We start from the raw sequence: 26,029 nt of genomic DNA on the forward strand, positions 1-26,029 counted from the left end.
CTTCATTTCCCTCGGTGTTTTTTATTTAAACCATCCTTTTTTATAAAACCAAGCCATCATGCCGCCGCCAATTAGTGCCATAATAAGTAAACAAATAAAATAACTATATTGTCCACCGAGCTCTGGCATATGCGTAAAGTTCATTCCATATACTCCCGCAATAAATGTTAATGGCATGAAAATAGTCGAGAATACAGTTAATGTTTTCATAATGTTATTCATATGATGCGAGTTTAATGAAAAATAGCTATCTCGAATATCTGCTGTTAACTCCCGGCTTGCTTCAATCATTTCGGTCAGTTTAAGCAAATGATCATGTATATCTTTAAAATAAATTTCATGATCACTTATACCGTAAAAACGAGTCGAATTTAAAATGCGATACAATAAATCACGCATCGGAATAATTGTACGTCTTAACTTCGATAAATCTGCACGTATATCAAATACTTCTTCTAGTACACTTCCTGCCGTTTCACCCGTTAAATTATCATCAATTGCATTTAAATGATCCTCAATGTAATATACAGGCGCAAAATAGTCATCTACAATTTGATCGATAATTGTATGCGCTACGTGTAAAGGACTATTTTTAATACGCTTCTTTTCTCCAAGCGTTTTCCATACTCTTTCAATTGCATTGTTATGAGAAAAGTGGAAAGAAACAATATAACGATCACTAATAAATAAATCAATCTCGTGCGGTTCTAATCCATCCTCACCAAATGCATGAAGAACTAAAAAGTTATATCCATCATAAAAATCAACTTTTGGCCTCTGTACATATTCTATGCAGTCTTCAATTGCAAGGGGATGGAACTTAAAATGATCTTGCAAAATGTATGTATACTCTTCTTTCGTTGGCTTATATAAATCTAGCCAATACCATACAATATGGTCTTTCTTTGTTTCCTCTAGCGAAACATCATATAATACTTCATCTGTTTTTGTTATTGCACAAATTCTAATCATATTTTCACCCATTATTATTATAAACAAAAAATAGTAAAAAAAGCCAAGGAGAAATACTCCCTGGCCCTTCTTTATTATTCAGTAACGATGCCGTGCACTAATGTTGGTGCATCTACATGCTCTTTAGAGATCTTCATGTTCTCATAAATTTTTGCTTTTACGTCTTCTACATTTTCACGGTTTGCGTAAATGGTAACAAGGGATTCACCTTTTTTCACGCTGTCCCCTACTTTTTTACGAAGCATTAAGCCAACAGCTAAATCAATTTCAGATTCCTTCGTCGCACGTCCTGCTCCTAAAAGCATTGCTGCTGTTCCGATTTCATCTGCAACGATTTCTGATACATAACCGTCTTCCTTCGCTTCCACTTCAATTTTAAATTGTGCTTGTGGTAATTTAGAAGGATCATCAACAACAGATGCATCGCCGCCTTGCGCTGATAAGAACGTTTTAAATGATTCTAGCGCCTTACCGTTGTTCATTACTTCAATTAATTTCTCACGTGCATCTTCTAGAGATGAAGCTTGTCCAGCAAGGTATACCATTTGACTTCCAAGCGTTAAACATAACTCTTCTAAATCTTTCGGTCCTTTACCTTGTAACGTATCAATTGCTTCTTGTACTTCAAGTGCGTTACCAATAGCCTCACCAAGTGGTTGACTCATATCAGAAATAACAGCCATCGTATTACGACCAACGTTATTACCAATGCGTACCATTGCTTCTGCTAAACGTTTTGCATCTTCATCTGTTTTCATAAATGCACCTGCTCCAGTTTTTACATCAAGAACAATTGCATCTGCACCAGCAGCAATTTTTTTACTCATAATTGAGCTTGCAATAAGCGGAATTGAGTTTACTGTTGCCGTTACATCACGAAGTGCATACAATTTTTTATCCGCAGGTGTTAAGTTTCCACTTTGACCAATAACTGCGATTTTATTTTCATTTACAAGACGCATGAATTCATCATTTTCGATTTCAACATGGAATCCTGGAACTGCTTCTAATTTATCAATTGTACCACCAGTATGTCCTAGACCACGTCCAGACATTTTTGCAACCGGTACACCTAAAGCGGCTACTAATGGACCTAATACAAGTGTTGTTGTATCACCAACGCCACCTGTGGAGTGCTTATCTACTTTTACTCCTTCAATAGCTGATAAGTCGATTGTATCACCGCTATTTACCATTGCCATCGTTAAATCTGCACGTTCTTGATCGTTCATATCTTGGAAGAAAATTGCCATTGCAAGTGAACTTACTTGATAATCAGGAATATCACCATTTGTATATCCTTCAACAATAAAGTTAATTTCTTCTGTCGTTAATGCATGTCCGTCACGTTTTTTTGCAATTAGGTCCACCATTCTCATTGTGAGGTCACCCCTTCATTTGTTTTACGATTGCTTTTACTAATGCTAAGAAGTTAGCTTTAACACGTTCTGTCGTTTCGATTACTTCATCGTGGTGAAGTGGCTGATCTAAAATACCAGCTGCCATATTTGAAATACAAGAAATACCAAGTACTTTCATACCAGCGTGACGCGCTACAATTACTTCAGGTACTGTTGACATACCAACTGCATCTCCGCCAAGTGTACGAAGCATACGAATTTCAGCAGGTGTTTCATATACAGGACCTGTCATTCCAACGTATACACCTTCTTGTACTTTAATATTTAAGTCTGCTGCAACTTGTTTCGCCATTTCGCGAAGCTCTACTGTATATGATGTAGACATATCAGGGAAACGTACACCCATTTCAGAATCATTTGGTCCGATTAATGGATTTGTACCCATGAAGTTAATGTGATCTGAAATTAACATAAGATCGCCTGGTTCGAATGATGTATTTACACCACCAGCTGCATTTGTTACAACAACTGTTTCTACCCCTAGTTCTTTCATAACACGAACTGGGAATGTTACTTTTTGCATATCGTATCCTTCATAGAAGTGGAAACGTCCTTGCATTGCTACTACCGTTACACCTTGAAGTGTACCGAATACTAGTTGACCTGCATGGCCTTCTACAGTTGAAACTGGGAATTCAGGGATTTCACTGTAAGGTACTGTTACTGCGTTCTCGATTTCATCTGCTAATACACCTAGTCCAGATCCAAGGATTAGTCCTACTTGTGGTGTCTCTTGAAATTTCTCTTTTAAGTATGAAGCTGATTTTGTAATAAGTTCACGATTCATTTGTTTATCCCCCTATTTCTTTAGCTCGTTTAAGAAGCTTGTTCCGTATTCTGGCATTTTCACACCGAAGTTTTCTGCTACAGTTGCACCAATATCAGCAAATGTTTGACGAAGTGGTAACTCTTTTCCGCCTTCTTTCATGCTTGGGCTATATGCTAATAACGGTACATATTCACGTGTATGATCAGTACCATGATGCACTGGGTCATTACCGTGGTCTGCTGTAATTAATAATAGATCATCTTCTTTTAGTTTTTCGAATACTTCTGGAAGACGTGCATCATATTCTTGCAGAGCTTCTCCGTATCCTTGTGGATCACGACGGTGACCGAATAATGCATCAAAGTCAACTAAGTTTAAGAAGCTAAGACCTGTAAAGTCCATATTTAATGTATCTACAAGCTTATCCATTCCATCCATGTTAGACTTCGTACGAAGTGATTCAGTTACCCCTTCACCATCATAGATGTCAGAGATTTTACCGATAGCAATCACATCATAATCACTATCTTTTAATTCATTCATTACTGTACGGCCGAATGGTTTTAATGCATAGTCATGACGGTTCGGTGTACGTGTAAAGTTTCCAGGCTCACCAACGAATGGACGAGCGATAACACGGCCTACCATGTACTTCTCATCTAACGTTAATTCACGTGCAATTTTACAAATTTTATATAACTCATCAAGCGGCACTACTTCTTCGTGTGCTGCGATTTGTAGTACGCTATCAGCAGAAGTGTAAACAATTAAAGAGCCTGTTTCCATTTGTTCTTGACCAAGTTCATCAAGAATTTCAGTTCCAGAAGCTGGTTTATTACCGATGATTTTACGGCCTGTTTTTTCTTCTAATTCATCAAGTAATTCTTTTGGGAATCCTTCTGGGAACACTTGGAATGGTGTATCAATGTAAAGACCCATAATTTCCCAATGACCTGTCATTGTATCTTTACCAGTAGATTTTTCTTGCATTTTTGTATAATATCCAAGTGGTTTTTCTACTTTAGAGATGCCTTTCATTTCACGAATGTTACCAAGACCTAATTTCACCATGTTAGGCATTTGTAACCCATTCATATGTTCAGCAATGTGACCAATTGTGTCAGATCCTAAATCACCAAATTGTTCAGCATCTGGTGCTTCACCGATTCCAACAGAGTCCATTACGACTAGGAATATACGTTTATATTTATTCATAACTGCGACCTCCTATAAGTTCAGTTCTACTTCTTGTAGTATGTTCAAAACGCTATAAAGTGAAACTGTTCTCCATAAGAATTATCTTTCGTTCTCATTATCAAACAGTACTTCTTTAAATCATTCTCTAACCTATTTCGTTTACCTTGAAACGACGCAAAAACATTTCTAGTTTTTTCTAAGTCAGATGTCAGACATCTGATACTGATATCATAACATGTTTACGCTTTCTTTTTAATACATTTTCGTAGAATTTCTCATTTTCTTCACACTTCTATTGTAATCCATTATGCAAAGAAGTGCTAATTATTTTATGATTTATTTCTTCATATAAAGTAAAATTTTAATCAGTGGCGGTTTTGTTCTTTCCCACTGATCATTTTTCGGGATAAAAATAAAAAAATAGCTCTAAAGAGCTACTTTTTTATTTTACTTCTACTGTTTCTTCTTTATGTTCATGCAATTCGCCTTTTTTAACATGAACTTTCACTTTGTAAGAACCGTTTTCTTTGAAAGTATGTTTCGTTTCATACTCCCCTTTATTTCCTTCTTTCGCTGGAATAAATTCGTGTTTTTCAACACCATCTTTCCAAATTTCAAGTTGGACTTCAGCACCAGTTAACGCTTCTTCTTTTTGTTTTAAGTGAACTTTCATTGTTGATTCAGCATTTGCTTTTATATCACCAGCCATAAGGTGGATCATTGTATCGCTTTTATGATCGCCATGTCCTGCACCATGATCACTATTTTCTTTTTTCGCATCTTCTACCTTCGCATTTCCTACAGCCACTTTTACTTCTGGCATAACATGCATTTCACGTGCATTTGTGTGAGCAATAATGTGGTATACTCCATCCGTTTCGAACGTTTTTTCTACAGCATAAACACCTTTTCCTTTATGCTTACCTTCTAGCATCTCGTGCTTTTCCTCGCCAGCTTTCCAAATTTCAAACTTTACATCATCAGCATCTGTTACCTTTTCTTTTCCTTGTGTAACAAGTGCTTGTACTTCTGTTTTTTCACCAGGTTTAATTTCTTTCGGATTTGTTTGAACTGCTACTTTTACAGCTTCTAGTTTCTGTTCTTTTTTCGGTTCTTCTTTGTTTGTATTACAGCCAGCCAATGCTAGCATCGCGATAAATAAAGTCATAATAAGTTTTTTCATCATCATTTCCTCCTTCATACTTTATTTAGTATAGAGGAAAAACATTGTAATATTCTAGTCTTCTGCTGAAAACAATGTACGAAATGTTTGTGAAGTTTCTGTGAAGTGCTATAGCCTTTTGAATCTATGAAAAAAGAGCATAGTATCTATGCTCTCGGATGAAACTGTTTATATACATCTTTTAATCTAGTTTTTGAAACATGCGTATAGATTTGTGTTGTTGAAATATCTGCATGTCCAAGCATTTCTTGCACAGCACGTAAGTCTGCACCATTTTCTAATAAATGCGTAGCAAAAGAATGACGCAACGTATGAGGTGTAAGCTCTTTTTCAATATTTGCTTCTTTCGCTAATCGTTTTAAAATTTTCCAAAATCCTTGTCTTGATAATCGATTTCCATGATGGTTTAAAAAGAGTGCATCTACTACTTTTTTCCCCATCAATTCTCTTCTTCCCTTTTCAATATACTTTTGAATCGCTTCCGTCGCTAAACTTCCTAGTGGAATAATTCTTTCTTTATTCCCTTTCCCTATGCATCGAACAAACCCCATCGTTAAATGTACATCTTCTAAATTTAATGCTATTAATTCTGAAACACGAAGTCCTGTTGCATATAATAACTCTAGCATCGCTTTATCACGAACCCCAAAAGCGCTCGTCATTTTTGGTGTCTGCAGTAACGCCTCTACTTCATCAACTGACAATACTTTCGGTAATTTCCGTTCTCCTTGCGGCGTTTCAATATGTACGGATGGATCGTGCTCTACCGCTCGTTCACGAAGTAAAAATTGGTGAAACGAACGAATCGATGCAATATGACGTGCTAATGTTTTCGAAGATTTTCCGTTTTCTTTTAAGTGCTGCAGAAAGTTAACAATGTGCAAGCGTGTCACTTCGTGAAAGCTTTTCGCTTGTTCTACATTTTGCAAATACTTTACATAACTTTTTAAATCACGTTCATAAGATACTACTGTATTTTTCGCTAGCCCTTTTTCAACAACCATATAATGAATAAAATCTTTTAATTGATCTTCCAATCTACACTACTCCCCATTTTCATAGAAAAACATCATTCTATTTACGAAAGCATCCTTTGCCGGCTCTTCATTCCCTGATACTTTTTCTACAGTCTCTTCTTTTGGCTTTTCATAACGATGATAGCTTTCATATTCTTCATTTATCCATAGTATAGCGAAATAAAACAAAATCGTACAACTTGTAAATAATAAAAATACTTTTATCCCATCAAAAGTTAATTTTAAAGCTCGACGCATTGTAAATTCCTCCAAAATATAAGTTATTACAACATATGCCAAGCTTTCACCAATTTATACCTTATTCAAATAAAAAACCTCTTCCTAGTTAAATAGGAAAAGGTTATTTTTCATCCGTTTCATTTTCTTGACAATTTTTACAAATCCCATGGAATGTTAAACGATGATCCTTCACCTTAAAGCTCCAGTCATGTTCTACTTTCCTTTCCACTTCACCAAGTAAATCTTCTTGTATTTCTTGTACAGCACCACATTGTGTACAAATCAAATGATGGTGGAAACGCTGCGCACCTTCTTGGCGTAAGTCATAGCGTGAAACACCGTCTCCGAAGTTAATCTTATCGACAACTTTTAACTCAGATAATAGTTCTAAAGTTCGATAGACGGTTGCTAATCCGATCTCTGGCGACTTTTCTTTTACAAGGAGGTAAACATCTTCTGCGCTTAAATGATCTTCTTCATTTTCTAGCAGCACACGAACTGTTGCTTCACGTTGCGGTGTTAATTTGTAGCTCGCTGCATGTAATTGCTTCTTAATTCGTTCAATTCTTTCTTCCATTCGGTACTACTCCCTCCTCGCCACTCTTACACCATTATATCAGAAGAAGGGCTTCTGTCAAAAGAAAAACAATAAAAACAAATTGATAATTATTCTCATAAAGTATTTATTGTTTATTAATAGCCTCAACGACTTCTTTCATTAAAACTGGTGATGCATAAGCTTCCACACTAGAAGCAAGAGCTAGCACCGCTCCAATTACAAGAAAGAAGCATGTATAACGGATCAATAATGGTAATAGCGGCTCAGTTATTTTTCGTATAAATTGATGCCTAATCATGCGTAAGGAAAAACTTGCGGCAATTGTTGTCATAACGAGAAATACTGGGATGATAATGAGATTTTGTGGCAATACAGAAACGAATGCTAATAATAATCCATTCCATCCATGCTGACTTACTAAGAAACCTACTGTAAATCCGACAACTACTCCTTTTGCAAATAATAAAATAAAAATGAGTGGCAATCCAATAATTGAAATCCCTAAAATCCAAATAAATCCAATGTATTTTAATTGTGAAAAGTAACTTTCTCGAAACATTTCGCCTGCAATAGCAAATTCTCCTTTAGAAACTTGTCCAAAAAAACGTTGCAAATAAAAAGATAAATCTTGTTTTTGATTTAATTGTAAACTATTTACAAGAATCGCTCCAAATATTACTCCCATCAATAACAAAACAGCGTTAAATATATATAATGAAGAGTTTTCCTGTATGTGAGACATTACACGGTCTTGCCAAGTTTTTCTCCACATTTTTCTTCCCTCCGTTCACACTCTTACTAAAAATGTATGAAAGAAAGAAAAAAGTATGACGAATTAACATTGAAATTCCGCTCTACTTTGCTAAACTAAAAAGTAGAGAATAGGAGGGATTTCTCTTGAAACCATTATTATTAGATTTTCCAACATTATTTCAAACTGAACGCTTACAGGTTCGTAAGCCATTTCCAGGTGATGGTGCAGAAGTGTATGAAGCAATACAAGCTTCTCTAGAAGACTTAGTACCGTGGATGCCAATTAACGCTGAAACAGAAGAAAGTGCTGAAGAAATCGTTCGTAACGCTCACGGACAGTTTTTACTTCGTGAAACACTTGATTTTCACTTATACGATAAAGTATCTGGTACATTCATCGGAGCTATAACGCTCAAGCCTGAAAACTGGGATATTCCAAAGTTTTCACTTCACTTCTGGCTACATAGCGCTTATACAAAACAAGGCTATATGACCGAAGCTGTGAAAGGTGCCATTCAATTTGCCTTTGATAAGCTAAGCGCTCGAAGAATTGAAATTCGTATTGATGCAACAAATACAAATGCATGTAACTTAGCAGAACGTTTAGAATTTATTCTAGAAGGTACAATGGAAAATGATTTCATAGCACCAGATGGTAGCTTACGTGATGCACGCGTATATGCAAAAATTAATTAAAAAACACTCGCCTTTGGCGAGTGTTTATTTTTGTAGTTGTAAATATTGTACTGCAAACATCGTCTTCGCATCATGAATACGAAGATCTTTCATAAGAGTAGTTGCTTCTTCTAATGATACTTCCATCAATTCCACAAATTCATCTTCATCTAACGCAGCTTTATTTTCTTTTTTCGTCAAACCTGTCGCTTTATATACATATAAAATTTCATCTGCAAATCCTGGAGATGTATAGAAAGAAGTAATAAGCTCCATATTTTCACATACATAACCTGTTTCCTCTTCTAATTCACGAACTGCTGTCACCTCAGGTTTTTCACCTGGTTCTAACTTGCCAGCCGGAATTTCTATAATCGCCTTTTCAAGCGCTTTACGATACTGCTCAACAAGCACAATTTTCCCCTCATCAGTAATAGCAATAATAGCAACTGCACCAGGGTGATTTACAATTTCACGTTTACTCATTGCTCCATTTGGTAATACTACATCATCAACACGAACTTTTATAACTCTACCATCAAAAATCGGCTCAGTTTTTACTGTTCTCTCTGCAAGATTACTCATACTACTTCATCTCCCTGTTCTATTTCCTATTCTTTCCTCATACATTTTACCACATTGAAAGGAGCGTGATAGAAATGAAAGTTTATATTTTACCAAATCGCGTCACTTTAGTCGGAAAAGCATGGCAAATTCGCCATAAGCTAAAACAATATGGCAAAGAGTATACAACTGTACAAGAGTGGATTACAGCAACTAAAAAGTAAACGTTTGTCAACCTCTTTTCCCTTGCGTACAATAAGAATAAGGAGAAGGAGGTTGACTTATGAAAAAACGTCAATTAGGAAACTCAGATTTATATGTGACAGAAATGGGACTTGGCTGTATGTCTCTCGGTACATCTGAAACAGAAGCCCTGCGTATTATCGATGAAGCAATCAATTTAGGAATCAATTTTTTTGATACAGCGGATTTATATGATTATGGATTAAACGAAGAATTTGTTGGAAAAGCCTTAAAAGGAAAACGAGACCAAATTGTCCTTACAACGAAGGTTGGAAATCGATGGACAGAAGAAAAAAATGGCTGGTCTTGGGATCCTTCTAAAAATTACATAAAGGCTGAAGTGAAAGAAAGTTTACGTAGACTTCAAACTGATTATATTGATCTTTATCAACTTCACGGCGGAACGATTGAAGATCCTATAGATGAAGTAATTGAAGCCTTTGAAGAATTAAAAAAAGAAGGTATCATTCGCCATTACGGTATTTCTTCTATACGTCCAAATGTCATCCGTGAGTATGCAAAGCGTTCAAATATCGTTAGTGTTCTAATGGAATATAGCCTTTTGAATCGTCGCCCTGAAGAATGGTTCCAGCTTCTTAATGAACATCAAATTAGCGTCATTGCTCGCGGACCACTTGCAAAAGGAATTTTAACTGACAATAATGCAAGAAAGATAGAAAGAGTAAAAGAAAAAGATTACCTTTCTTATTCTTACGATGAATTATATGCGACGCTTACGAATGTAAAAGAAATAATTGGAGAAAACGCCTTAACTGGAACAGCTATTCAATATTGCTTACATAACGAAACTGTTGCAGCTGTTATACCTGGTGCAAGCTCTATTCAACAATTACAAGAAAATGTACAGTCTAGTAAACAAACACAGTTAACAACAGCAGAATATACACAGCTTCAGCAAATTGTGAAATGTGATACGTACGCATTACACCGTTAAAAAGACGCTACCATACTGGTAGCGTCTTTTTATAACGTATCATATTTATCAGGATTCGTTCCTACATGTAAATTACGATTTAACGTATTAATTTGAGTCATCTCTTCTTCCGTTAGTGAAAAATCAAAGATAGAAAAATTCTCCTGAATGCGAGATGGTGTAACAGATTTAGGAATCGTCACAACCCCGCTTTGAATATCCCATCTTAATATAACTTGCGCAGGTGTTTTTTCATATTTAGTAGCAATAGCCTGAATAATTGGGTGCTGAAATACTTCTCCGCCTCTCATTAACGGACTCCATGCTTCCATTTGAATTTGCTCACCTTGACAGAAATTACGCAATTCAAATTGTGTTAACATTGGATGAAGTTCCACTTGGTTTACCATCGGCTTTACTTTGCAATTTGGTAATAGCAGTTCTAAATGATGTTTATGGAAATTAGAAACACCAATCGCGCGCACTTTACCTTCTTCATACAGTTTTTCTAACGCTCGGTACGTATCAACATACTTCCCTCTTATTGGCCAATGTATTAAATATAAATCTACATAGTCCATTTGTAATTTTTTTAAGCTTTTCTCAAAAGCCTCAAGTGTTTCCTCGTACCCTTGATCATCGTTCCAAACTTTTGTTGTAATAAAGATCTCTTCTCTCGGAATCCCTGATTCACGAACCGCTTCTCCGACACCGCTTTCATTTTCATATACAGTTGCTGTATCAATCGAACGGTATCCAACTTCTAACGCTGTTTTTACTGCTTGTTTTACTTCGTCGCCTTCTTTCGCTTTATAAACGCCTAAACCAATCATCGGCATTTTTACGCCATTATGAAGTGTAGTTGTTGGAATGTGCACAGTCGTCTCCCTTTCATTATTACATTTTTTTATAAGCCACCACTTTATTTGAACAAGATTCAACAAAAAAGTCAAAACATATGTACAGTTTACATAATAAACTTATATACTTTCTAAAATAATGCGAACTCATTCATTCACATTATTTTCTATCCATTTCTTCGCTTTTTCATCAACATTACGTACAAACTCAGTTTTCCCTTCCGAATATAACGCACCATCATATGTATACTTTTCAGCTAATTCTTTCTTTAAAGTTGCATATGCCTCAGCTTCTTCACAATGAGCCATCATATAATCACGAAATGCTAAATGCCTTACTATCTCAGGGTTTCCTTTTTCAAACACGTGTAAGTGATACGAGCGTTTTTCCTCCGTTCCATGAATAAAATAACGGCGTCTTGAAATACCATTCTCCCCTTTTACGATATAGCCAAGCTCTTCAAAACGTTCATTCCACCTATCTACTCTGTCGATACTCTCTACTTCCATAATCATATCTATAATTGGTTTCGCTGCCAGTCCTGGCACCGACGTACTTCCAATATGATGGACCTTCACCTTTTCTGGCATCGCCGCTTTTAATCTTTCAGCCTCCATTTGAAATTTTTCACCCCAATGATTTTCATGCGGAACAACTACAATTTTTCTCATTCTAACTCCCCTTTTCTTACAAGCTCGTCAAAAAAATGATCAGCGTTATTCACTGATCATTTTCGTTATTATTTAAAGTCTTTCCAAGTAAGGTTACTTTCACTTAACAGTTCTTCAAATGATTTATTCTTTTCACGTTCTTTTTGTTCTTGGCGCTTTCTTTCCTGTTCAGCTGCCTCTTTTTTCTCTTCTCTTCCTTGCAACTCTTTCTTCTTATTCTTTAATTGCTGCATGAGTGAATCATTTAATTGATCACCTAATGTAAGCGACTCTTTCTTTTGTTGATTCACTTGCGATTGTCTTTGCATTTGTCTTTGTTTCTTTTTCTTCATACTACTCACCTTTTACTTTTTTCTCCATTATAGTAGATACACAATGAACTCGACAATAAAAAAGGGTCTTTACTCTATTATTCATCTTTTGTAAATATGTTAATTTTTCGAAAAAACCAAATTTTTGTATAGATATAATCCTATGAATCTATTAAAATTATGTCGTATGATGTCAGATTATAAAAAAGGAGAATTATATTATGTGGAAAAAAATTATTCCTGCTGTTGCCGTTTTAAGCACCATTACTTTTTCAACCGTATTTGCCGCTCCCCCATCCCAGGCTCCAGCTGAACAAAACCGCTACATAGACGTACAAATACTTGGTATTAATGATTTCCATGGACAACTAGATACTGTTAAAAAAATTAATAACAAAGAAGCTGGTGGCGCTGATTACTTAGCTACTTATTTAAAAGAACGTAAAAAACAAAACCCGAATACACTTCTCGTACACGCTGGTGATATTGTCGGAGCTAGTCCACCAGTTTCAGCATTATTACAAGATGAACCAACGATTGAATTTTTAAATGATTTAAAATTTGATGTTGGTACAATCGGAAACCACGAATTTGATGAAGGTATCGATGAAATGAAACGTCTCATTTATGGTGGCCATCACGAAAAAACAGGAAATTTCAAAGGTGCTAATTTCCCTTATGTCGCTGCAAACTTCTATAATAAATCCACTGGCCGCTTATTTTTACCGCCATTTACTGTAAAAATGGTAAATGGTGTGCCTGTAGGATTCATTGGCGTAGTTACAACTGATACACCAAATGTGGTGATGCCTACTATGCTTAAAAATGTAGAAATCACTGACGAAGTAGAAGCAATTAATAAATCAACACAGCAATTAAAGCGTCTTGGCGTTAAATCCATTGTCGTCCTTGCTCATGTCGGCGGAACAACAGATGAGTCTGGTGTGACAAATGGAGACCTTACTCGAATTGCAAATGAAACAGATCCGGAAGTTGATGTTATTTTTGGTGGGCATAGTCACACGTATGTAAATGGTACTGTAAATAATAAACTAATCGTCCAAGCAAACTCTTACGGAATGGCTTTCTCAGATGTAGATGTAACAATTGATCGTAAAACAAAAGATATTGTAAAGAAAAAAGCTGAAGTTGTTACAACATACCATGAAGGTGTAGAACCTGATAAACAAGTAAAGAAAAAATTAGATCAATATAAAGAAAAAATTGCACCACTTGTAAATGAAGTTGTCGGAAAATCTACAGCACCTATCGACCGTAAACAAAATGATGCTGGTGAGTCCACTCTTGGAAATTTAGTTGCCGATGCCCAGCGGCAAACGATGCAAACTCAAATCGCACTTATGAATCCAGGTGGCATTCGTAATGACTTAGATGCTGGCGATATTACATGGGGCGAATTATATGGCATTCAGCCTTTTGGAAACCAATTAATTAAAGTAGATTTAACAGGCCAAGATATTCGTGACATTTTAAATCAACAATGGCAAAAAGGTACGACGAGAATGCTTCAAATTTCAGGTATTCAATATACGTGGGATGCAAATAAACCAAACGGTGAAAAAGTTACAAATATACGTTTAACAAACGGTGAAGAATTATCTCCATCTAAAACGTATAGCGTAGTGGCAAATGCCTTTTTAGCTTCTGGCGGTGATGGATTTGTATCATTTAAAAATGGTAAAAATGCAGAAACTGGTCCAAACGACTTTGAAGCGCTAGTCGATTACGTAAAACAATTAAAAGAACCTATTCAGCCAATTATCGATGGTAGAATTCAAAAAATAAATTAAGTACACTCATAATAAACAACCTTAATTTTTCATCGTAAAAGATACACATGGACCTTTTATTTTATCCGTCATATATGTGAAACCTAAAAAGGATACTCGTTCTGACAATGAACATAGTATCCTTTTCTTTAGTTATCAATATGTGATGTGTTATTAAAATCATATTGTTGTAAAAATTGTTGTAACGCCTCTTCTACAAGTTTAGATTTTTGAATTCCTTTCGATTCTGATATAACGTCTAGTTTTGCTAATATTTCTTTATTAATAGAAAAGGTACGTTTCTTTTTTTCTGTACTTATATTCATCATGGGCGCAATTACTTCTTCTTTCTTTCTTAATAACTCATAAATACTTTGTAATTGTTCATAAATTAATAGTTGATAATCCGTTTTCGCATATTGAAGGGCTGTCGCTTCTTGGAGTTGTAAGTGACGCGGTTCTTCTCCATCTCCTACAAAAATACGCTTTTTCTGTTCTCCATCATATTCGTATCCAATCAATCTTAATTTCTTCGATAATGTATACGGGCTTATTTCAAGACGTTTTGCTATAATAGCGATGGATTCACGCCTATTTAAACAATCGATAATTTCTCCAATCGTCACAATTTCCCTCCTCCCGTGTTGAAATGACACTAGTATGGTATGTTACAATGATTTTCTAACAGTATATGCAAAACGAATAGCCTGTGCGATTCATACGATTTTAGAAAAGGAGGTTTTCAATATGCTTTTTCGTAGCAATACCCCGCAGTTCTATAATAAAAATAAAAAACTCATGCCTAATAGTATCGCTACGATGGAAAGCGTTATGATTAACAACCGAAAACAAACTCTCCTTATGCGCGGGCAAAACGTAGAGCAGCCTATTTTATTATGCTGTCACGGTGGACCAGGCATGGCACAAATCGGATTTATTCGTCATTTTCAAAAAGAATTGGAGAAACACTTCATCGTAATTAATTGGGATCAGCGCGGGGCAGGTAAATCCTTTTCAATGAAAGATTTCGGAGCAAATTTTACAATCGAACAATTCATTTCCGATGCAAAAGAAGTGATTCAATATGTACTTAAAAAGTTCAATAAACAGAAACTATTTCTCGCTGGTCATTCTTGGGGAAGTATTATCGGGCTTAACATAGCACACCATTATCCACAATATATCGAGGCTTATATCGGTATTGGGCAAATTGTACATATGAAACAAAACGAAGAATTACTATATCAGCATTTAATTCGTTCTGCAAAAAAACATAATCATAAAAAAGCATTAGCGTCCCTTTTAAAATTAGGAAAACCGCCATTTTTAGATACGAGACGCCTTATTATTCAAAGAAAATGGCTTGGCACATTCGGAGGAGCAATCCAAAACGGATCTTCCTTTTCGTTCATACGAAAAGGCTTCTTTTCCCCTGAATATACGCTATTAGATTGGTTCAAGTTTCTCGCAGGGAATTTAAAATCTGGCGTTTTATGGGAAGAAATGTTGACAATCGATTTCTTTTCTTCTATTACGAGTTTATCTATTCCAGTTTATTTTTGTTCTGGTCGCTATGATTATCAAACTCCTTATGCACTCGTTCAGGAATATTGTGATGTAATAGAAGCACCGATAAAAAAGATGATTTGGTTCCCAAATTCAGCACATTCTCCCGATTTAGAAGAGCCAGAATTATTCGCTCGTTCTTTACAATCCATTAAACAAGAGCTAGCTTTTCACCATTAGTAACAAAAGGCTCTTTTACATTTCATAAAAAACAATTTATAATAATATGTCGCAACTATGTATAAATATAGCAAGGTGCTTCATATTTACTTACCTTAACACAATAAAATTTTGGGGAGATTACATTTATTATGAATGCTGTACTCGTTGCAGTAGCAGTTATGCTATTGCTTAGTTTATTACGTGTCCAGGTCATTGTCGCCATCATTGTTGGAGCTTTAACAGGCGGAATTATCGGCGGACTCGGTATTTCAGAAACGATTAACACTTTTACAACTGGTCTTGGAAACAGTGCTCCAATCGCTTTAAGTTATGCAATGCTTGGCGGTTTCGCTATTTCTCTTTCCAAAACAGGACTTCCAGATGCCATGATTCAAACGGCATTAAAATGGATTGGCAATGAACAAGACACGAAAAAACAAGTTTATTCTAAAATACTTATTCTATTCATCATTTTAACGATGGCTTGTTTCTCACAAAATGTGATTCCTGTTCATATCGCTTTCATCCCCATCTTAATTCCAGCACTTTTAAAAGTATTAAATGAGCTGAAAGTGGATCGCAGACTTGTTACATGTATTATTACATTCGGATTGATTACTCCTTATATGTGGATTCCAGCAGGGTTCGGAAAAATTTATCATGACGTATTGCAAACAAATGCTGCGCAAAGCGGTCTTACATTTGATGTCGCGCTTATTCCAAAAGCAATGACGATTCCAGCAATCGGTATGATTATCGGATTATGTGTAGCGGTGTTCATTACGTACCGAAAACCTCGTACGTATGAAACAGAACAAATTCATACTACCACAAATGAAATCGTTCCCTATACAAAACGTAGCATTACTTTCGGATTATTATCTATCATAGCCACATTAACTGTTCAATTAGCAACAGAATCAATGATTTTCGGTGCTTTAGCTGGGATTATCGTCTTATCAGTAAGTGGTAGTCTACCTCTTAAAGAAGCAGATGCGATATTAACAAGCGGAATGCGCATGATGTCCTTTATTGGTTTTGTTATGATTGCGGCCGCTGGATTCGGAGCTGTGCTTCGAAAAACAGGACATGTTGAATCTCTTGTGCAAACGAGTGCACATATAATTGGAAACAACAAACCACTCGCTGCATTTCTTATGCTTGTAATTGGACTTCTCGTTACGATGGGAATTGGTTCATCCTTTTCAACCATCCCTATTTTAACAACAATTTTTGTACCCCTTTGCATGCAGCTTGGATTTAGTCCAATGGCCACCATTGCCATTATCGGTACAGCCGGAGCGCTAGGAGATGCAGGATCTCCAGCATCAGATAGTACACTTGGACCAACATCTGGTTTAAACGCTGATGGTCAACACCATCATATATGGGATACATGTGTACCAACTTTTCTGCATTATAATATACCGTTACTTATATTCGGATTTATTGCCGCAATTACATTATAAAAGGTGCGTTTTATACGCACCTTTTACTTTTTTATTTTTCTCTTTAATTGTTGCAACGCTATTTTCCCATTTTCTTCGCTACAACTTTCCATTTGCATAAATGACGGACCTGCCCATTCACTGTCTATACTCCCGTTCAGTCCAATAATTTTCAATTTATCCGGTATACGGATATTTAATTTTTTTGCAGCTCGAATTAACTCAAAGGTAATCTTATCACTTGAAGTTACAATTCCATCGATATACGGATTGTTTTGCAATAACGTAACAAACTGTTTATTCGTATACCCTTGTACACATTCTTCTCGATAAGAGATTCCTTCCTCCCAAACAGCGTCTAAAAATCCTGATATGTACTCTTCCATTTCTTCACTATCTTCGCCCTCACCGAAATAAGCAAGAAAGTGACAACCTTTTTCTTTTAATAAAGAGACCGCTCTTTGGCCACTTTCATAATAATTTGCATGGGATTTTTTTTCATCAATCACAACAAACGGAAGTGGGATTTCTCCTATACTTTTAAAAACGGATCTTGTCAAAATAACACCTGCAACGTTATTTTCCTTCAACATATGTATGTATCTATCTTTATTCTCTATATTACAAACAATAATTTGATATCCTTCTTTATACGCTATTTCCTCAATCCAATGTAGCAAAGTGATGTTTGATGGGTCATATAGATTATCTACAAGTAATGCAATTATCGTTGTATTCTCTTTAAATAGTGGCTTTGCTGCACTATTTGGCCTATAACGTAATTCCTCAATTGCTTCCTTTACTTGTTTTACTGTGTCCTCATGAACGTATCCTTTTTCATTTATAACTCGTGAAACGGTTGCGACTGAAACACCTGCCAATTTTGCAACATCACGTATAGTTGCCACATCGTCACCCCTTAATATGGTAATAGATTACAATTTTACGGTAACCTAAATTACAATATTCGTCAAGGTTAATAACTTATATTTCTGAAAATTGTTACATCATTACACTAAACTATATTCTAATTGAATTTCATGTAAAATCGGGATATTATCATACCCAATACGCGGAATTTCTTTCTTTATTTTTCGTGCCTCTTCCACCGCATTTACATATAAATTCGTCATCAAAAAATTACGTTTTTGGTAAAAACGTAACGCATTCATATTATCATTTGTTGTTATAAGCCAAACCTGCCTGCACTGTTCTTCTTCTGCAACTCGTAATACACAATCCACAAGTTTTGTCCCTATTCCTTTTCTTTCTTCAAAGCTATCTAACGATACAATTTCGCACATATTTCCAATCAATTCATACGTTATAATTCCGATTATTCTGTCTTCTGAGAGCGCAACAAATCCTGGCAACTCTTCTAACTGATGTTCCTTACCACGTGAAACCATCAATGAACTCCCCCAGTTCTCACACATGAACATTCGGATTGTTTCTTTCATCGCTGGCGTAATTTTTTGTATATGCACCATTTCCTATTTCTCCCCTTTTCTATCCTTGTGATACAATATAAGTGTATCACATGTAACGGTATTTGGAGGATGAGGTAAAGTATGAAACGTTTTTTTGCAGCATTGTTTACTATACTAGGTGCGATAACTGCCCTTGGGATTTTCTTTACAAATAAGGTGATGTACTTAAAGAAAAAAACAGAGGAAGAAATACTCGAAAGAGAAACGAAAAAACATTTTCGTATAGAGGATTTTGATGCTCTTCATAAAGAAGAAATTCATATTCCTTCGCAATTCGGATATGATCTTCACGGATATTACATTCCTGCTGGTCATTCCAATAAGTTTATGATTTTCTGTCACGGCGTAACTGTAAATAAAATGAACTCTGTAAAATATGCAAGGTTATTTTTAAACAGAGGATATAATGTCGTTATTTATGATCATCGTCGTCATGGTAAAACTGGCGGAAAAACAACAAGCTATGGATACTATGAAAAGCATGATTTAAAATCTGTAGTTGACTGGCTAAAAGGTCGTTTTGGAACAAATATAACACTCGGTATTCATGGTGAATCGATGGGCGCTGCAACACTTCTTCAGTACGCAGGACTTGTAGAAGATGGTGCTGACTTCTATATTGCAGATTGTCCTTTCTCTGATTTCTACGGACAATTACAGCACCGTTTAAAGGTTGAATTCCATTTACCGAAATGGCCTTTATTACCTTTAGCAAATGCTTTCTTAAAAGTGCGTGACGGTTATACGATTCGTGAAGTTTCACCAATCGATTGTATAAAAAACATTAACAATCCCGTTCTCTTTATTCATAGTAAAGATGATGATTATATTTTAGCTGATATGACGAAAGCACTCTATGAAGCAAAAGAAAACAATAAACAACTTTATATTGCAGAAAACGGCGCACACGCTTGCTCTTATAACGAAAATAAAGAAGAGTATGAAGCAGCCATTGATCAATTTTTAAACTCATATGTAAAAGAAACAAAAAACAGGCTTGCATAAGCCTGTTTTTTTATTGCGCTAAAACGTCTGTAACTTGTTCCATATTTTCAGAAATCCACTTTATTGCATCATCTAACGTTGGAAATTCTGTCGTTTGAAATGTTACCTCATCTTGCAGTAACCAAACATCCTTTGACTCTTGTCCTACACCAGCAATGGACCAATGCAACAAACTATATGGATGATTATCATTCAAAAATGATGCCCACGTGCGCTCATTTGCAATATTTCGTAATGTACGTAATTGTTTATCCATCTTTCGTCACCTTACTCTAGTCAGTTATAAAAAACATTATAACACTCTCTTCTCTTCCAAAGAAAGTGCTCTTTTCATATTGTCAAGTACTTCTCTTGATTATATGATGAAATTAAGCGTTTGGGAAGGAGGGATAGCGTTGGCTAAAGTACAAATTAAAGTAAATGATAATGGCTCTTTTCGCGTTACAGGGGACGTGGAATTAGTTGATTCACAAGGGAATGTATTCCCAGCAAAACCGGCATTTTCTTTATGCCGTTGTGGTTTATCAAAAAATATGCCTTATTGCGATGCTTCGCATAAAGGAAAATTTGAATCTGTTGTTAGAGCACCAGAGGCAGAATAATTTCACATGTGACATGCACATTTTTTTGTGCATGTTTTTTCTTTTGATCAACTCCATTACATCCCTTCTCCTTACAACATTTCTAATACTTCTGTCTTCCTGACAGCATACATATATTTTCACACAATTCTTCACATTCGAACATTTTTTACTAGCCTTTTTTCTTTTTTGTGCTATAATTTGAGCAAACAACATCCTTCGGGGTCGGGTGAAATTCCCAACCGGCGGTGATGAAGTGCAAACTTCTAAGTCCGTGACCCGTTTTCAACTCGAAAACGGTGGATCTAGTGAAACTCTAGGGCCGACAGTATAGTCTGGATGGGAGAAGGATATGTTTTCTAGTAATTTTATATAGCGAATACACTTTTATTTCAGTATGCATATTTTTAAGTTTCATTTTGAATCTTTATATATGTTTTATTTTGTATACTTATGTTTCTATACTGGAATAAAAAGATACGACTAGCGTTTGAAAAATTCGATATTTTGCTAGGTTTTTTCCTTATGCCAAAATATCAATCATCGTTAGGTTTCTTTCCTATACTTTCGTATTCGAACTATATTTCTAGAAATCACGTCTCCCAAACCCCAAGGATATAAAATCCTTGGGGTTTTTTGATTTTTTCAGGAGAGGTGAAGAGAATGACAGATCAAGAATATATGAGGATTGCCCTGCAGTTAGCAGAAGGAACATCCGGACAAACAAGTCCAAATCCTATGGTTGGTGCTGTTGTTGTAAAAGATGGAAACATCGTCGGTATGGGAGCTCATTTACGTGCTGGTGAAGAACACGCAGAAGTCTATGCTCTTCATATGGCTGGTGAAAAAGCAAAAGGAGCTACCGTTTATGTAACACTTGAACCGTGTAGCCATTTTGGAAAAACACCACCCTGCTGTGAATTGCTCATCAAAAAAGGAGTCAAACGGGTTGTAATTGCTACTCTTGATTGTAATCCGCTCGTTTCTGGCAATGGAAAAAGGAAATTAGAAGAAGCTGGCATCGAAGTAACGACTGGTGTTCTTGAAGCAGAAGCAATTTTATTAAATCGCTACTTTTTTCACTACATGAAAACGAAACGTCCATTTGTAACAATAAAAACAGCAATGAGCCTAGATGGAAAAACAGCAACCGTAACCGGTGAAAGTAAGTGGATTACAGGTGAAGAATCACGAGCTGATGTTCATCAATACCGCCATACACATGATGCGATTCTCGTTGGAGTGAATACAGTTATAGCTGATAATCCGCATTTAACAACAAGAGTTCCTAACGGAGGGCAAAATCCTATACGCGTTATTTTAGATACCCATTTACGAACGCCACCATCTTCTCATGTCATAACAGATGGTTTAGCACCGACATGGATTTTGGTCGGTAATGGTGTAGATAAAAAGAAAATAGCTTCTTATGAATCTGAAAATATAGCTATATTCCAAATGAAAACGAAACAGATTGAAATACAGGATATTTTACACCTACTCGGCGAAAAACAAATTCTTTCTCTTTTCGTCGAAGGTGGTCAAACAGTTCATGCAAGTTTCTTACAAACAAAGTATTTTAATGAAATTGTAACTTATATAAGCCCAAAATTAATTGGTGGAAAAAATGCCCCTACTTTATTTGGCGGCAATGGTTTTTCAACATTACAAGATGCACTTTCCTTGGAAATTCAAGAGATAAAACAAATTGGCGATGATATAAAAATTGTTGCGCATGCCCGAAGTGAGGTGACGGAATGTTTACAGGAATTGTAGAAGAATTAGGAACGATTGCAAACATGCAACAAAGTGGCGAAGCGATGAAGTTAACGATTCATGCCAATAAAATTTTATCAGATGTTCACTTAGGTGATAGCATCGCGGTGAACGGTATTTGCTTGACTGTAACGAGTTTCACAACAACTTCATTCACAGTAGACGCAATGCCTGAAACGATGCAATCAACATCACTTCGCATGCTTAAACCGCAATGCAAAGTAAATTTAGAGCGTGCAATGGCTGCAAACGGACGATTCGGTGGACATTTCGTTTCAGGACATATCGATGGCATCGGAACGCTATTAAACAAAAAACAACACTATAATGCCGTCTATTACAAAATAGCTATTTCTGATGAATTGCTGCGCTATTGTTTGCATAAAGGGTCCATTGCTGTTGATGGAACGAGTTTAACAATATTTGATATAGACGAATCTTCCATTACCATTTCACTCATCCCGCACACAGTAAGTGAATCTGTTATCGGAGAGAAGAATGCCGGTGACATCGTAAATATTGAGTGTGACATGATTGGTAAATATATCGAACGCTTTATTTCTAAACCAGTAAAACGAACAGGTTCAATGACCGAAAGCTTTTTACAAGAAAACGGATTTCTATAAGGGGGAAGCATGATGTTTCATCGTATTGAAGAAGCTCTAGAAGATTTAAAACAAGGAAAAGTCGTGATCGTATGTGATGATGAAAACCGCGAAAATGAAGGCGACTTTATCGCTTTAGCAGAGTATATTACGCCAGAAACAATTAACTTTATGATTACACATGGGCGCGGCCTCGTTTGTGTACCAATTACAGAAGGATACGCAGAACGTCTACAATTAGAACCAATGGTAGCTCATAATACAGATTCGCATCATACTGCATTTACAGTGAGCATTGATCATGTTTCTACAACAACTGGGATTAGTGCCCACGAACGTGCAACTACGATACGAGAAATGTTAAATCCTGCATCAAAAGGTGCTGATTTCAATCGTCCTGGACATATCTTTCCATTAATTGCGAAAGAAGGTGGCGTCCTGCGCCGTGCTGGTCACACAGAAGCTGCTGTCGATTTAGCACAGCTTTGCGGAGCAGAACCAGCTGGCGTCATTTGCGAAATTATTAATGAGGACGGTACGATGGCACGCGTACCTGATTTACTACAGTGCGCAAAACAATTTGATATAAAAATGATTACAATAGAAGATTTAATTGCTTATCGTCGCCACCATGAAACATTAGTGACGCGAGAAGTGGAAATTACATTACCTACAGATTTCGGTACTTTCCATGCAATTGGCTATTCTAATTCATTAGATACGAAAGAACATATTGCACTCGTAAAAGGTGATATTTCAACAGGAGAGCCTGTACTTGTACGCGTTCATTCAGAGTGCTTAACAGGAGATGTATTTGGCTCGTGCCGCTGCGATTGCGGACCACAACTCCATGCTGCACTTGCTCAAATTGAGCGTGAAGGAAAGGGCGTTCTTCTTTATATGAGACAAGAAGGACGAGGCATTGGACTTCTTAATAAGCTTCGCGCTTATAAGTTACAAGAAGAAGGCTTCGATACTGTAGAAGCAAACGAAAAGCTTGGCTTCCCTGCTGATCTGCGTGATTACGGTATTGGCGCTCAAATATTAAAAGATTTAGGTTTACAACATTTACGGTTATTAACGAATAATCCTCGAAAAATTGCTGGCTTACAAGGTTACGATTTAGAAGTAATCGAGCGTGTACCGTTACAAATGCCAGCAAAAGAAGAGAATAAAACGTATTTACAAACGAAAGTAAACAAATTAGGACATTTACTAAACTTATAATTAAGGGAGAGATTTATTATGGTATTCGAAGGTCATTTAGTTGGTACAGGATTAAAAGTTGGAGTTGTTGTTGGACGTTTTAATGAATTTATTACAAGTAAATTACTTGGTGGTGCTTTAGACGGATTAAAGCGTCACGGTGTAGAAGAAGCTGATATCGATGTTGCTTGGGTTCCTGGTGCATTTGAAATTCCTTTAATCGCTAAAAAGATGGCGAATAGCGGGAAATATGATGCTGTTATTACGTTAGGCACTGTCATTCGTGGTGCTACAACACATTACGATTACGTTTGTAATGAAGTAGCAAAAGGTGTTGCATCTTTATCACTACAAACAGACATCCCAGTTATTTTCGGTGTATTAACGACTGAAACAATTGAGCAAGCGATTGAACGCGCAGGCACGAAAGCTGGTAATAAAGGCTATGAATCCGCCGTTGCTGCAATTGAAATGGCTCACTTATCAAAACAATGGGCATAAAAAAATAAAAAAGAGGCTGCGGCCTCTTTTTTATTTCTTCACTTTTTTCCGTACATCTTTTATTAATTCATCCATTGTTTTTCCTTCTGTTTGTATACGAAGCGTTTGTGCTGTTCTCCATACATTCTCTCTTTTCTTCGCTTCTTCTATAATAGTAATTTCTTTTCGTACTTCCTTTAAATCTTTCCCTTCTGTTTTCAATCCAAAATGTTCAGCTTTCGTTCGAAAATGTTGTTCAATTCGTTGTTGCATCTCTTTTTGTTCAGGATTTTCGGCGGCCTTAACTGGATCAGCACTTATCGCTTTTAGTAAAATGAGACAAGTCATAATCGCTAATATATATTTGTGCATGTAAAATCCTCCAACCCAATGTAAATTACATATTTACTATGTACAATTGGGGCTTGGAAAATTCGTCCACCAAAATTCTTTTTTTCGCTCAAAAGCCAATAGTATCAAGCGTTCACAATTATTTATTACATTTTATTTACAAAAAAAGCAAACTCTTTTACAAGTTTGCTTTTTTCTATCTTATAATGCACATTCCTCAATCTCAAATCCTAAATCTTCAATCATACCCCAGTCTGCAGTCGGTTCTTGTCCAGCTGTCGTTAAGTAGTCCCCAACAAAAATAGAGTTTGCTGCAAATAAACCGATTGGCTGTACAGAACGTAAATTAATTTCACGCCCTCCTGAAATACGAATTTCTTTCGTTGGGTTTACAAAGCGCATCATCGCCAGCACTTTTAAACATTCTACTGGTGTTAACTCCTTTTGTCCTTCAAGCGGCGTACCCTTTACAGCAACAAGGAAATTACATGGAATTGAATCTGCATCTATACGTTGTAATTCGAATGCAATTTCAGCTCGCTCTTCTATTGTCTCTCCCATTCCAAAGATCGCCCCAGAACATGGTGAAATACCGGCTTGTTTCGCTTTTTGAACTGTATCAACACGATCGTCATACGTATGAGTAGAGCAAATGCTTTCGTAATTATTCGCATGTGTATTTAAGTTGTGGTTATAACGATGTACACCCGCTTCGGCTAAACGTCCTGCTTGATCTTCGTTTAAGAACCCTAAACAACAACAAATCTTCAAGTCTGTCGTTTCACGAATCTCCTTAACTGCTCCAATTACGTGATTCACCTCTTTATCTGTCGGGCGACGACCAGATGCTACAATACAATATGTACCCGCTTTACGACGAATTGCTTCATGTGCCCCTTCTACAATCTTTTCCTGCGTTAGCCATGCATATTTATCAATCGGTGCTTCTGAAATAATAGACTGTGAACAATATCCGCAATCTTCAGGGCATAATCCAGACTTCGTATTAATAATCATATTTAATTTTACTTTCTTACCAAAGTGATGATGGCGAATGATATACGCAGCATTCATAATTTCTAAAATCTCTGTATCGTCAGCCTCTAATATCGCTATTGCATCTTCTTTCGTAATCACTTTCTCTTCTACTACGTCGTATGCAAGTTTTTTCCAATCCCTTTTTGTTTGTACTTGTTTCAT

At 36.2% G+C, this 26,029-nt stretch carries 31 protein-coding genes and 1 riboswitch; of the genes, 12 read left to right on the forward strand and 19 right to left on the reverse strand.

The window, feature by feature from the left end:
* Positions 1-21: 21 nt before the first annotated feature.
* From corA to spoIIM, 9 genes are all read right to left on the reverse strand, one after another.
* Complete coding sequence (gene corA / locus MKY00_RS20355) at positions 22-984, reverse strand: magnesium/cobalt transporter CorA (RefSeq protein WP_001998197.1); 963 nt, start codon at positions 982-984, stop codon at positions 22-24.
* Between the two features lie 62 nt (positions 985-1,046).
* Positions 1,047-2,351 carry a pyrimidine-nucleoside phosphorylase gene (locus tag MKY00_RS20360; protein ID WP_001243079.1) on the reverse strand — a complete coding sequence of 435 codons (1,305 nt, stop codon included), beginning with the start codon at positions 2,349-2,351 and terminating at the stop codon, positions 1,047-1,049.
* 7 nt (positions 2,352-2,358) lie between these two features.
* Complete coding sequence (locus MKY00_RS20365) at positions 2,359-3,180, reverse strand: purine-nucleoside phosphorylase (RefSeq protein WP_001078446.1); 822 nt, start codon at positions 3,178-3,180, stop codon at positions 2,359-2,361.
* Positions 3,181-3,192: 12 nt separating this feature from the next.
* Positions 3,193-4,377, reverse strand: a complete 1,185-nt coding sequence (gene deoB, locus MKY00_RS20370) for a phosphopentomutase (RefSeq protein ID WP_001046082.1) — start codon at positions 4,375-4,377, stop codon at positions 3,193-3,195.
* Between the two features lie 424 nt (positions 4,378-4,801).
* Positions 4,802-5,545: a FixH family protein gene (locus MKY00_RS20375; protein ID WP_016718425.1), complete on the reverse strand. Its 744-nt coding sequence runs from the start codon at positions 5,543-5,545 to the stop codon at positions 4,802-4,804.
* Between the two features lie 143 nt (positions 5,546-5,688).
* A complete protein-coding gene (gene xerD / locus MKY00_RS20380; RefSeq protein ID WP_000390084.1) occupies positions 5,689-6,579 on the reverse strand; it encodes a site-specific tyrosine recombinase XerD in 891 nt (296 codons plus the stop codon).
* A 6-nt stretch (positions 6,580-6,585) separates the two neighbouring features.
* Positions 6,586-6,816 carry a YqzK family protein gene (locus tag MKY00_RS20385; RefSeq protein ID WP_001250432.1) on the reverse strand — a complete coding sequence of 77 codons (231 nt, stop codon included), beginning with the start codon at positions 6,814-6,816 and terminating at the stop codon, positions 6,586-6,588.
* 103 nt (positions 6,817-6,919) lie between these two features.
* Entirely contained in the window at positions 6,920-7,375 is a 456-nt protein-coding gene (fur, locus tag MKY00_RS20390) for a ferric iron uptake transcriptional regulator (RefSeq protein ID WP_000392655.1), read from the reverse strand.
* 106 nt (positions 7,376-7,481) lie between these two features.
* Positions 7,482-8,099, reverse strand: coding sequence for a stage II sporulation protein M (gene spoIIM, locus MKY00_RS20395; RefSeq protein WP_223290733.1), 618 nt, complete (start codon positions 8,097-8,099; stop codon positions 7,482-7,484).
* Between the two features lie 155 nt (positions 8,100-8,254).
* On the opposite strand from spoIIM, the gene MKY00_RS20400 reads away from it, so the two are divergent.
* On the forward strand, positions 8,255-8,806 hold the full coding sequence (locus MKY00_RS20400; RefSeq protein WP_000803491.1) for a GNAT family N-acetyltransferase: 552 nt from the start codon (positions 8,255-8,257) through the stop codon (positions 8,804-8,806).
* Between the two features lie 24 nt (positions 8,807-8,830).
* Here MKY00_RS20400 and MKY00_RS20405 read toward each other — a convergent pair whose 3' ends face one another.
* On the reverse strand, positions 8,831-9,370 hold the full coding sequence (locus MKY00_RS20405; RefSeq protein ID WP_000067038.1) for an NUDIX hydrolase: 540 nt from the start codon (positions 9,368-9,370) through the stop codon (positions 8,831-8,833).
* 74 nt (positions 9,371-9,444) lie between these two features.
* Between MKY00_RS20405 and mciZ the strand changes: the two genes are divergently transcribed.
* Positions 9,445-9,573: a Z-ring formation inhibitor MciZ gene (gene mciZ / locus MKY00_RS20410; protein ID WP_000870299.1), complete on the forward strand. Its 129-nt coding sequence runs from the start codon at positions 9,445-9,447 to the stop codon at positions 9,571-9,573.
* Between the two features lie 59 nt (positions 9,574-9,632).
* A complete protein-coding gene (locus MKY00_RS20415) occupies positions 9,633-10,547 on the forward strand; it encodes an aldo/keto reductase (RefSeq protein ID WP_016718426.1) in 915 nt (304 codons plus the stop codon).
* A 29-nt stretch (positions 10,548-10,576) separates the two neighbouring features.
* Here MKY00_RS20415 and MKY00_RS20420 read toward each other — a convergent pair whose 3' ends face one another.
* From MKY00_RS20420 to MKY00_RS20430, 3 genes are all read right to left on the reverse strand, one after another.
* Entirely contained in the window at positions 10,577-11,404 is an 828-nt protein-coding gene (locus tag MKY00_RS20420; protein WP_000548011.1) for an aldo/keto reductase, read from the reverse strand.
* 129 nt (positions 11,405-11,533) lie between these two features.
* Entirely contained in the window at positions 11,534-12,058 is a 525-nt protein-coding gene (locus tag MKY00_RS20425; RefSeq protein WP_001227169.1) for a GrpB family protein, read from the reverse strand.
* Positions 12,059-12,126: 68 nt separating this feature from the next.
* Positions 12,127-12,390 (reverse strand): YqkE family protein, encoded by a 264-nt coding sequence (locus tag MKY00_RS20430; protein ID WP_016718427.1) that lies wholly within the window; start codon positions 12,388-12,390, stop codon positions 12,127-12,129.
* 200 nt (positions 12,391-12,590) lie between these two features.
* Here MKY00_RS20430 and MKY00_RS20435 point away from each other — a divergent pair, with 200 nt between their 5' ends.
* Complete coding sequence (locus tag MKY00_RS20435; RefSeq protein WP_016718428.1) at positions 12,591-14,180, forward strand: bifunctional metallophosphatase/5'-nucleotidase; 1,590 nt, start codon at positions 12,591-12,593, stop codon at positions 14,178-14,180.
* Between the two features lie 128 nt (positions 14,181-14,308).
* On the opposite strand, the gene MKY00_RS20440 is transcribed toward MKY00_RS20435, so the two are convergent.
* Complete coding sequence (locus tag MKY00_RS20440; protein ID WP_000151911.1) at positions 14,309-14,785, reverse strand: ribbon-helix-helix domain-containing protein; 477 nt, start codon at positions 14,783-14,785, stop codon at positions 14,309-14,311.
* 121 nt (positions 14,786-14,906) lie between these two features.
* On the opposite strand from MKY00_RS20440, the gene MKY00_RS20445 reads away from it, so the two are divergent.
* A complete protein-coding gene (locus MKY00_RS20445; RefSeq protein ID WP_000898955.1) occupies positions 14,907-15,905 on the forward strand; it encodes an alpha/beta fold hydrolase in 999 nt (332 codons plus the stop codon).
* Positions 15,906-16,036: 131 nt separating this feature from the next.
* Entirely contained in the window at positions 16,037-17,356 is a 1,320-nt protein-coding gene (locus MKY00_RS20450; protein ID WP_016718429.1) for a Na+/H+ antiporter family protein, read from the forward strand.
* Positions 17,357-17,379: 23 nt separating this feature from the next.
* Here MKY00_RS20450 and MKY00_RS20455 read toward each other — a convergent pair whose 3' ends face one another.
* Positions 17,380-18,243 carry a LacI family DNA-binding transcriptional regulator gene (locus MKY00_RS20455; protein WP_016718430.1) on the reverse strand — a complete coding sequence of 288 codons (864 nt, stop codon included), beginning with the start codon at positions 18,241-18,243 and terminating at the stop codon, positions 17,380-17,382.
* A gap of 102 nt (positions 18,244-18,345) precedes the next feature.
* The gene (locus tag MKY00_RS20460; protein ID WP_016718431.1) at positions 18,346-18,825 is read right to left on the reverse strand and encodes a GNAT family N-acetyltransferase; all 480 of its coding nucleotides are present in this window, start codon (positions 18,823-18,825) and stop codon (positions 18,346-18,348) included.
* An 81-nt stretch (positions 18,826-18,906) separates the two neighbouring features.
* On the opposite strand from MKY00_RS20460, the gene MKY00_RS20465 reads away from it, so the two are divergent.
* Entirely contained in the window at positions 18,907-19,830 is a 924-nt protein-coding gene (locus MKY00_RS20465) for an alpha/beta hydrolase (protein ID WP_016718432.1), read from the forward strand.
* Between the two features lie 10 nt (positions 19,831-19,840).
* Here MKY00_RS20465 and MKY00_RS20470 read toward each other — a convergent pair whose 3' ends face one another.
* The gene (locus MKY00_RS20470) at positions 19,841-20,086 is read right to left on the reverse strand and encodes a YqkC family protein (protein ID WP_000360809.1); all 246 of its coding nucleotides are present in this window, start codon (positions 20,084-20,086) and stop codon (positions 19,841-19,843) included.
* Positions 20,087-20,225: 139 nt separating this feature from the next.
* On the opposite strand from MKY00_RS20470, the gene MKY00_RS20475 reads away from it, so the two are divergent.
* The 5 genes from MKY00_RS20475 to ribH all read left to right on the forward strand — a co-directional run bounded on the left by MKY00_RS20475 (position 20,226) and on the right by ribH (position 24,499).
* Positions 20,226-20,432: a CDGSH iron-sulfur domain-containing protein gene (locus MKY00_RS20475; RefSeq protein WP_001151582.1), complete on the forward strand. Its 207-nt coding sequence runs from the start codon at positions 20,226-20,228 to the stop codon at positions 20,430-20,432.
* A gap of 190 nt (positions 20,433-20,622) precedes the next feature.
* Positions 20,623-20,766: riboswitch (FMN riboswitch) on the forward strand.
* A gap of 308 nt (positions 20,767-21,074) precedes the next feature.
* Complete coding sequence (gene ribD, locus MKY00_RS20480; RefSeq protein ID WP_016718433.1) at positions 21,075-22,187, forward strand: bifunctional diaminohydroxyphosphoribosylaminopyrimidine deaminase/5-amino-6-(5-phosphoribosylamino)uracil reductase RibD; 1,113 nt, start codon at positions 21,075-21,077, stop codon at positions 22,185-22,187.
* Positions 22,169-22,813, forward strand: coding sequence for a riboflavin synthase subunit alpha (ribE, locus tag MKY00_RS20485; RefSeq protein ID WP_016718434.1), 645 nt, complete (start codon positions 22,169-22,171; stop codon positions 22,811-22,813). Before ribD ends, ribE begins: the two co-directional genes overlap by 19 nt.
* A 12-nt stretch (positions 22,814-22,825) precedes the next feature.
* Entirely contained in the window at positions 22,826-24,019 is a 1,194-nt protein-coding gene (gene ribBA, locus MKY00_RS20490; RefSeq protein WP_000468998.1) for a bifunctional 3,4-dihydroxy-2-butanone 4-phosphate synthase/GTP cyclohydrolase II, read from the forward strand.
* Positions 24,020-24,037: 18 nt separating this feature from the next.
* A complete protein-coding gene (gene ribH / locus MKY00_RS20495) occupies positions 24,038-24,499 on the forward strand; it encodes a 6,7-dimethyl-8-ribityllumazine synthase (RefSeq protein ID WP_000230889.1) in 462 nt (153 codons plus the stop codon).
* A 30-nt stretch (positions 24,500-24,529) separates the two neighbouring features.
* On the opposite strand, the gene MKY00_RS20500 is transcribed toward ribH, so the two are convergent.
* Both MKY00_RS20500 and bioB read right to left on the reverse strand, forming a co-directional pair.
* Positions 24,530-24,850 (reverse strand): hypothetical protein, encoded by a 321-nt coding sequence (locus tag MKY00_RS20500; protein WP_000549778.1) that lies wholly within the window; start codon positions 24,848-24,850, stop codon positions 24,530-24,532.
* A gap of 180 nt (positions 24,851-25,030) precedes the next feature.
* Entirely contained in the window at positions 25,031-26,029 is a 999-nt protein-coding gene (gene bioB, locus MKY00_RS20505; RefSeq protein ID WP_000815866.1) for a biotin synthase, read from the reverse strand.

This window comes from Bacillus sp. FSL R9-9834 (assembly GCF_038006905.1).
Classification (GTDB): Bacteria; Bacillota; Bacilli; order Bacillales; family Bacillaceae_G; genus Bacillus_A; species Bacillus_A pacificus.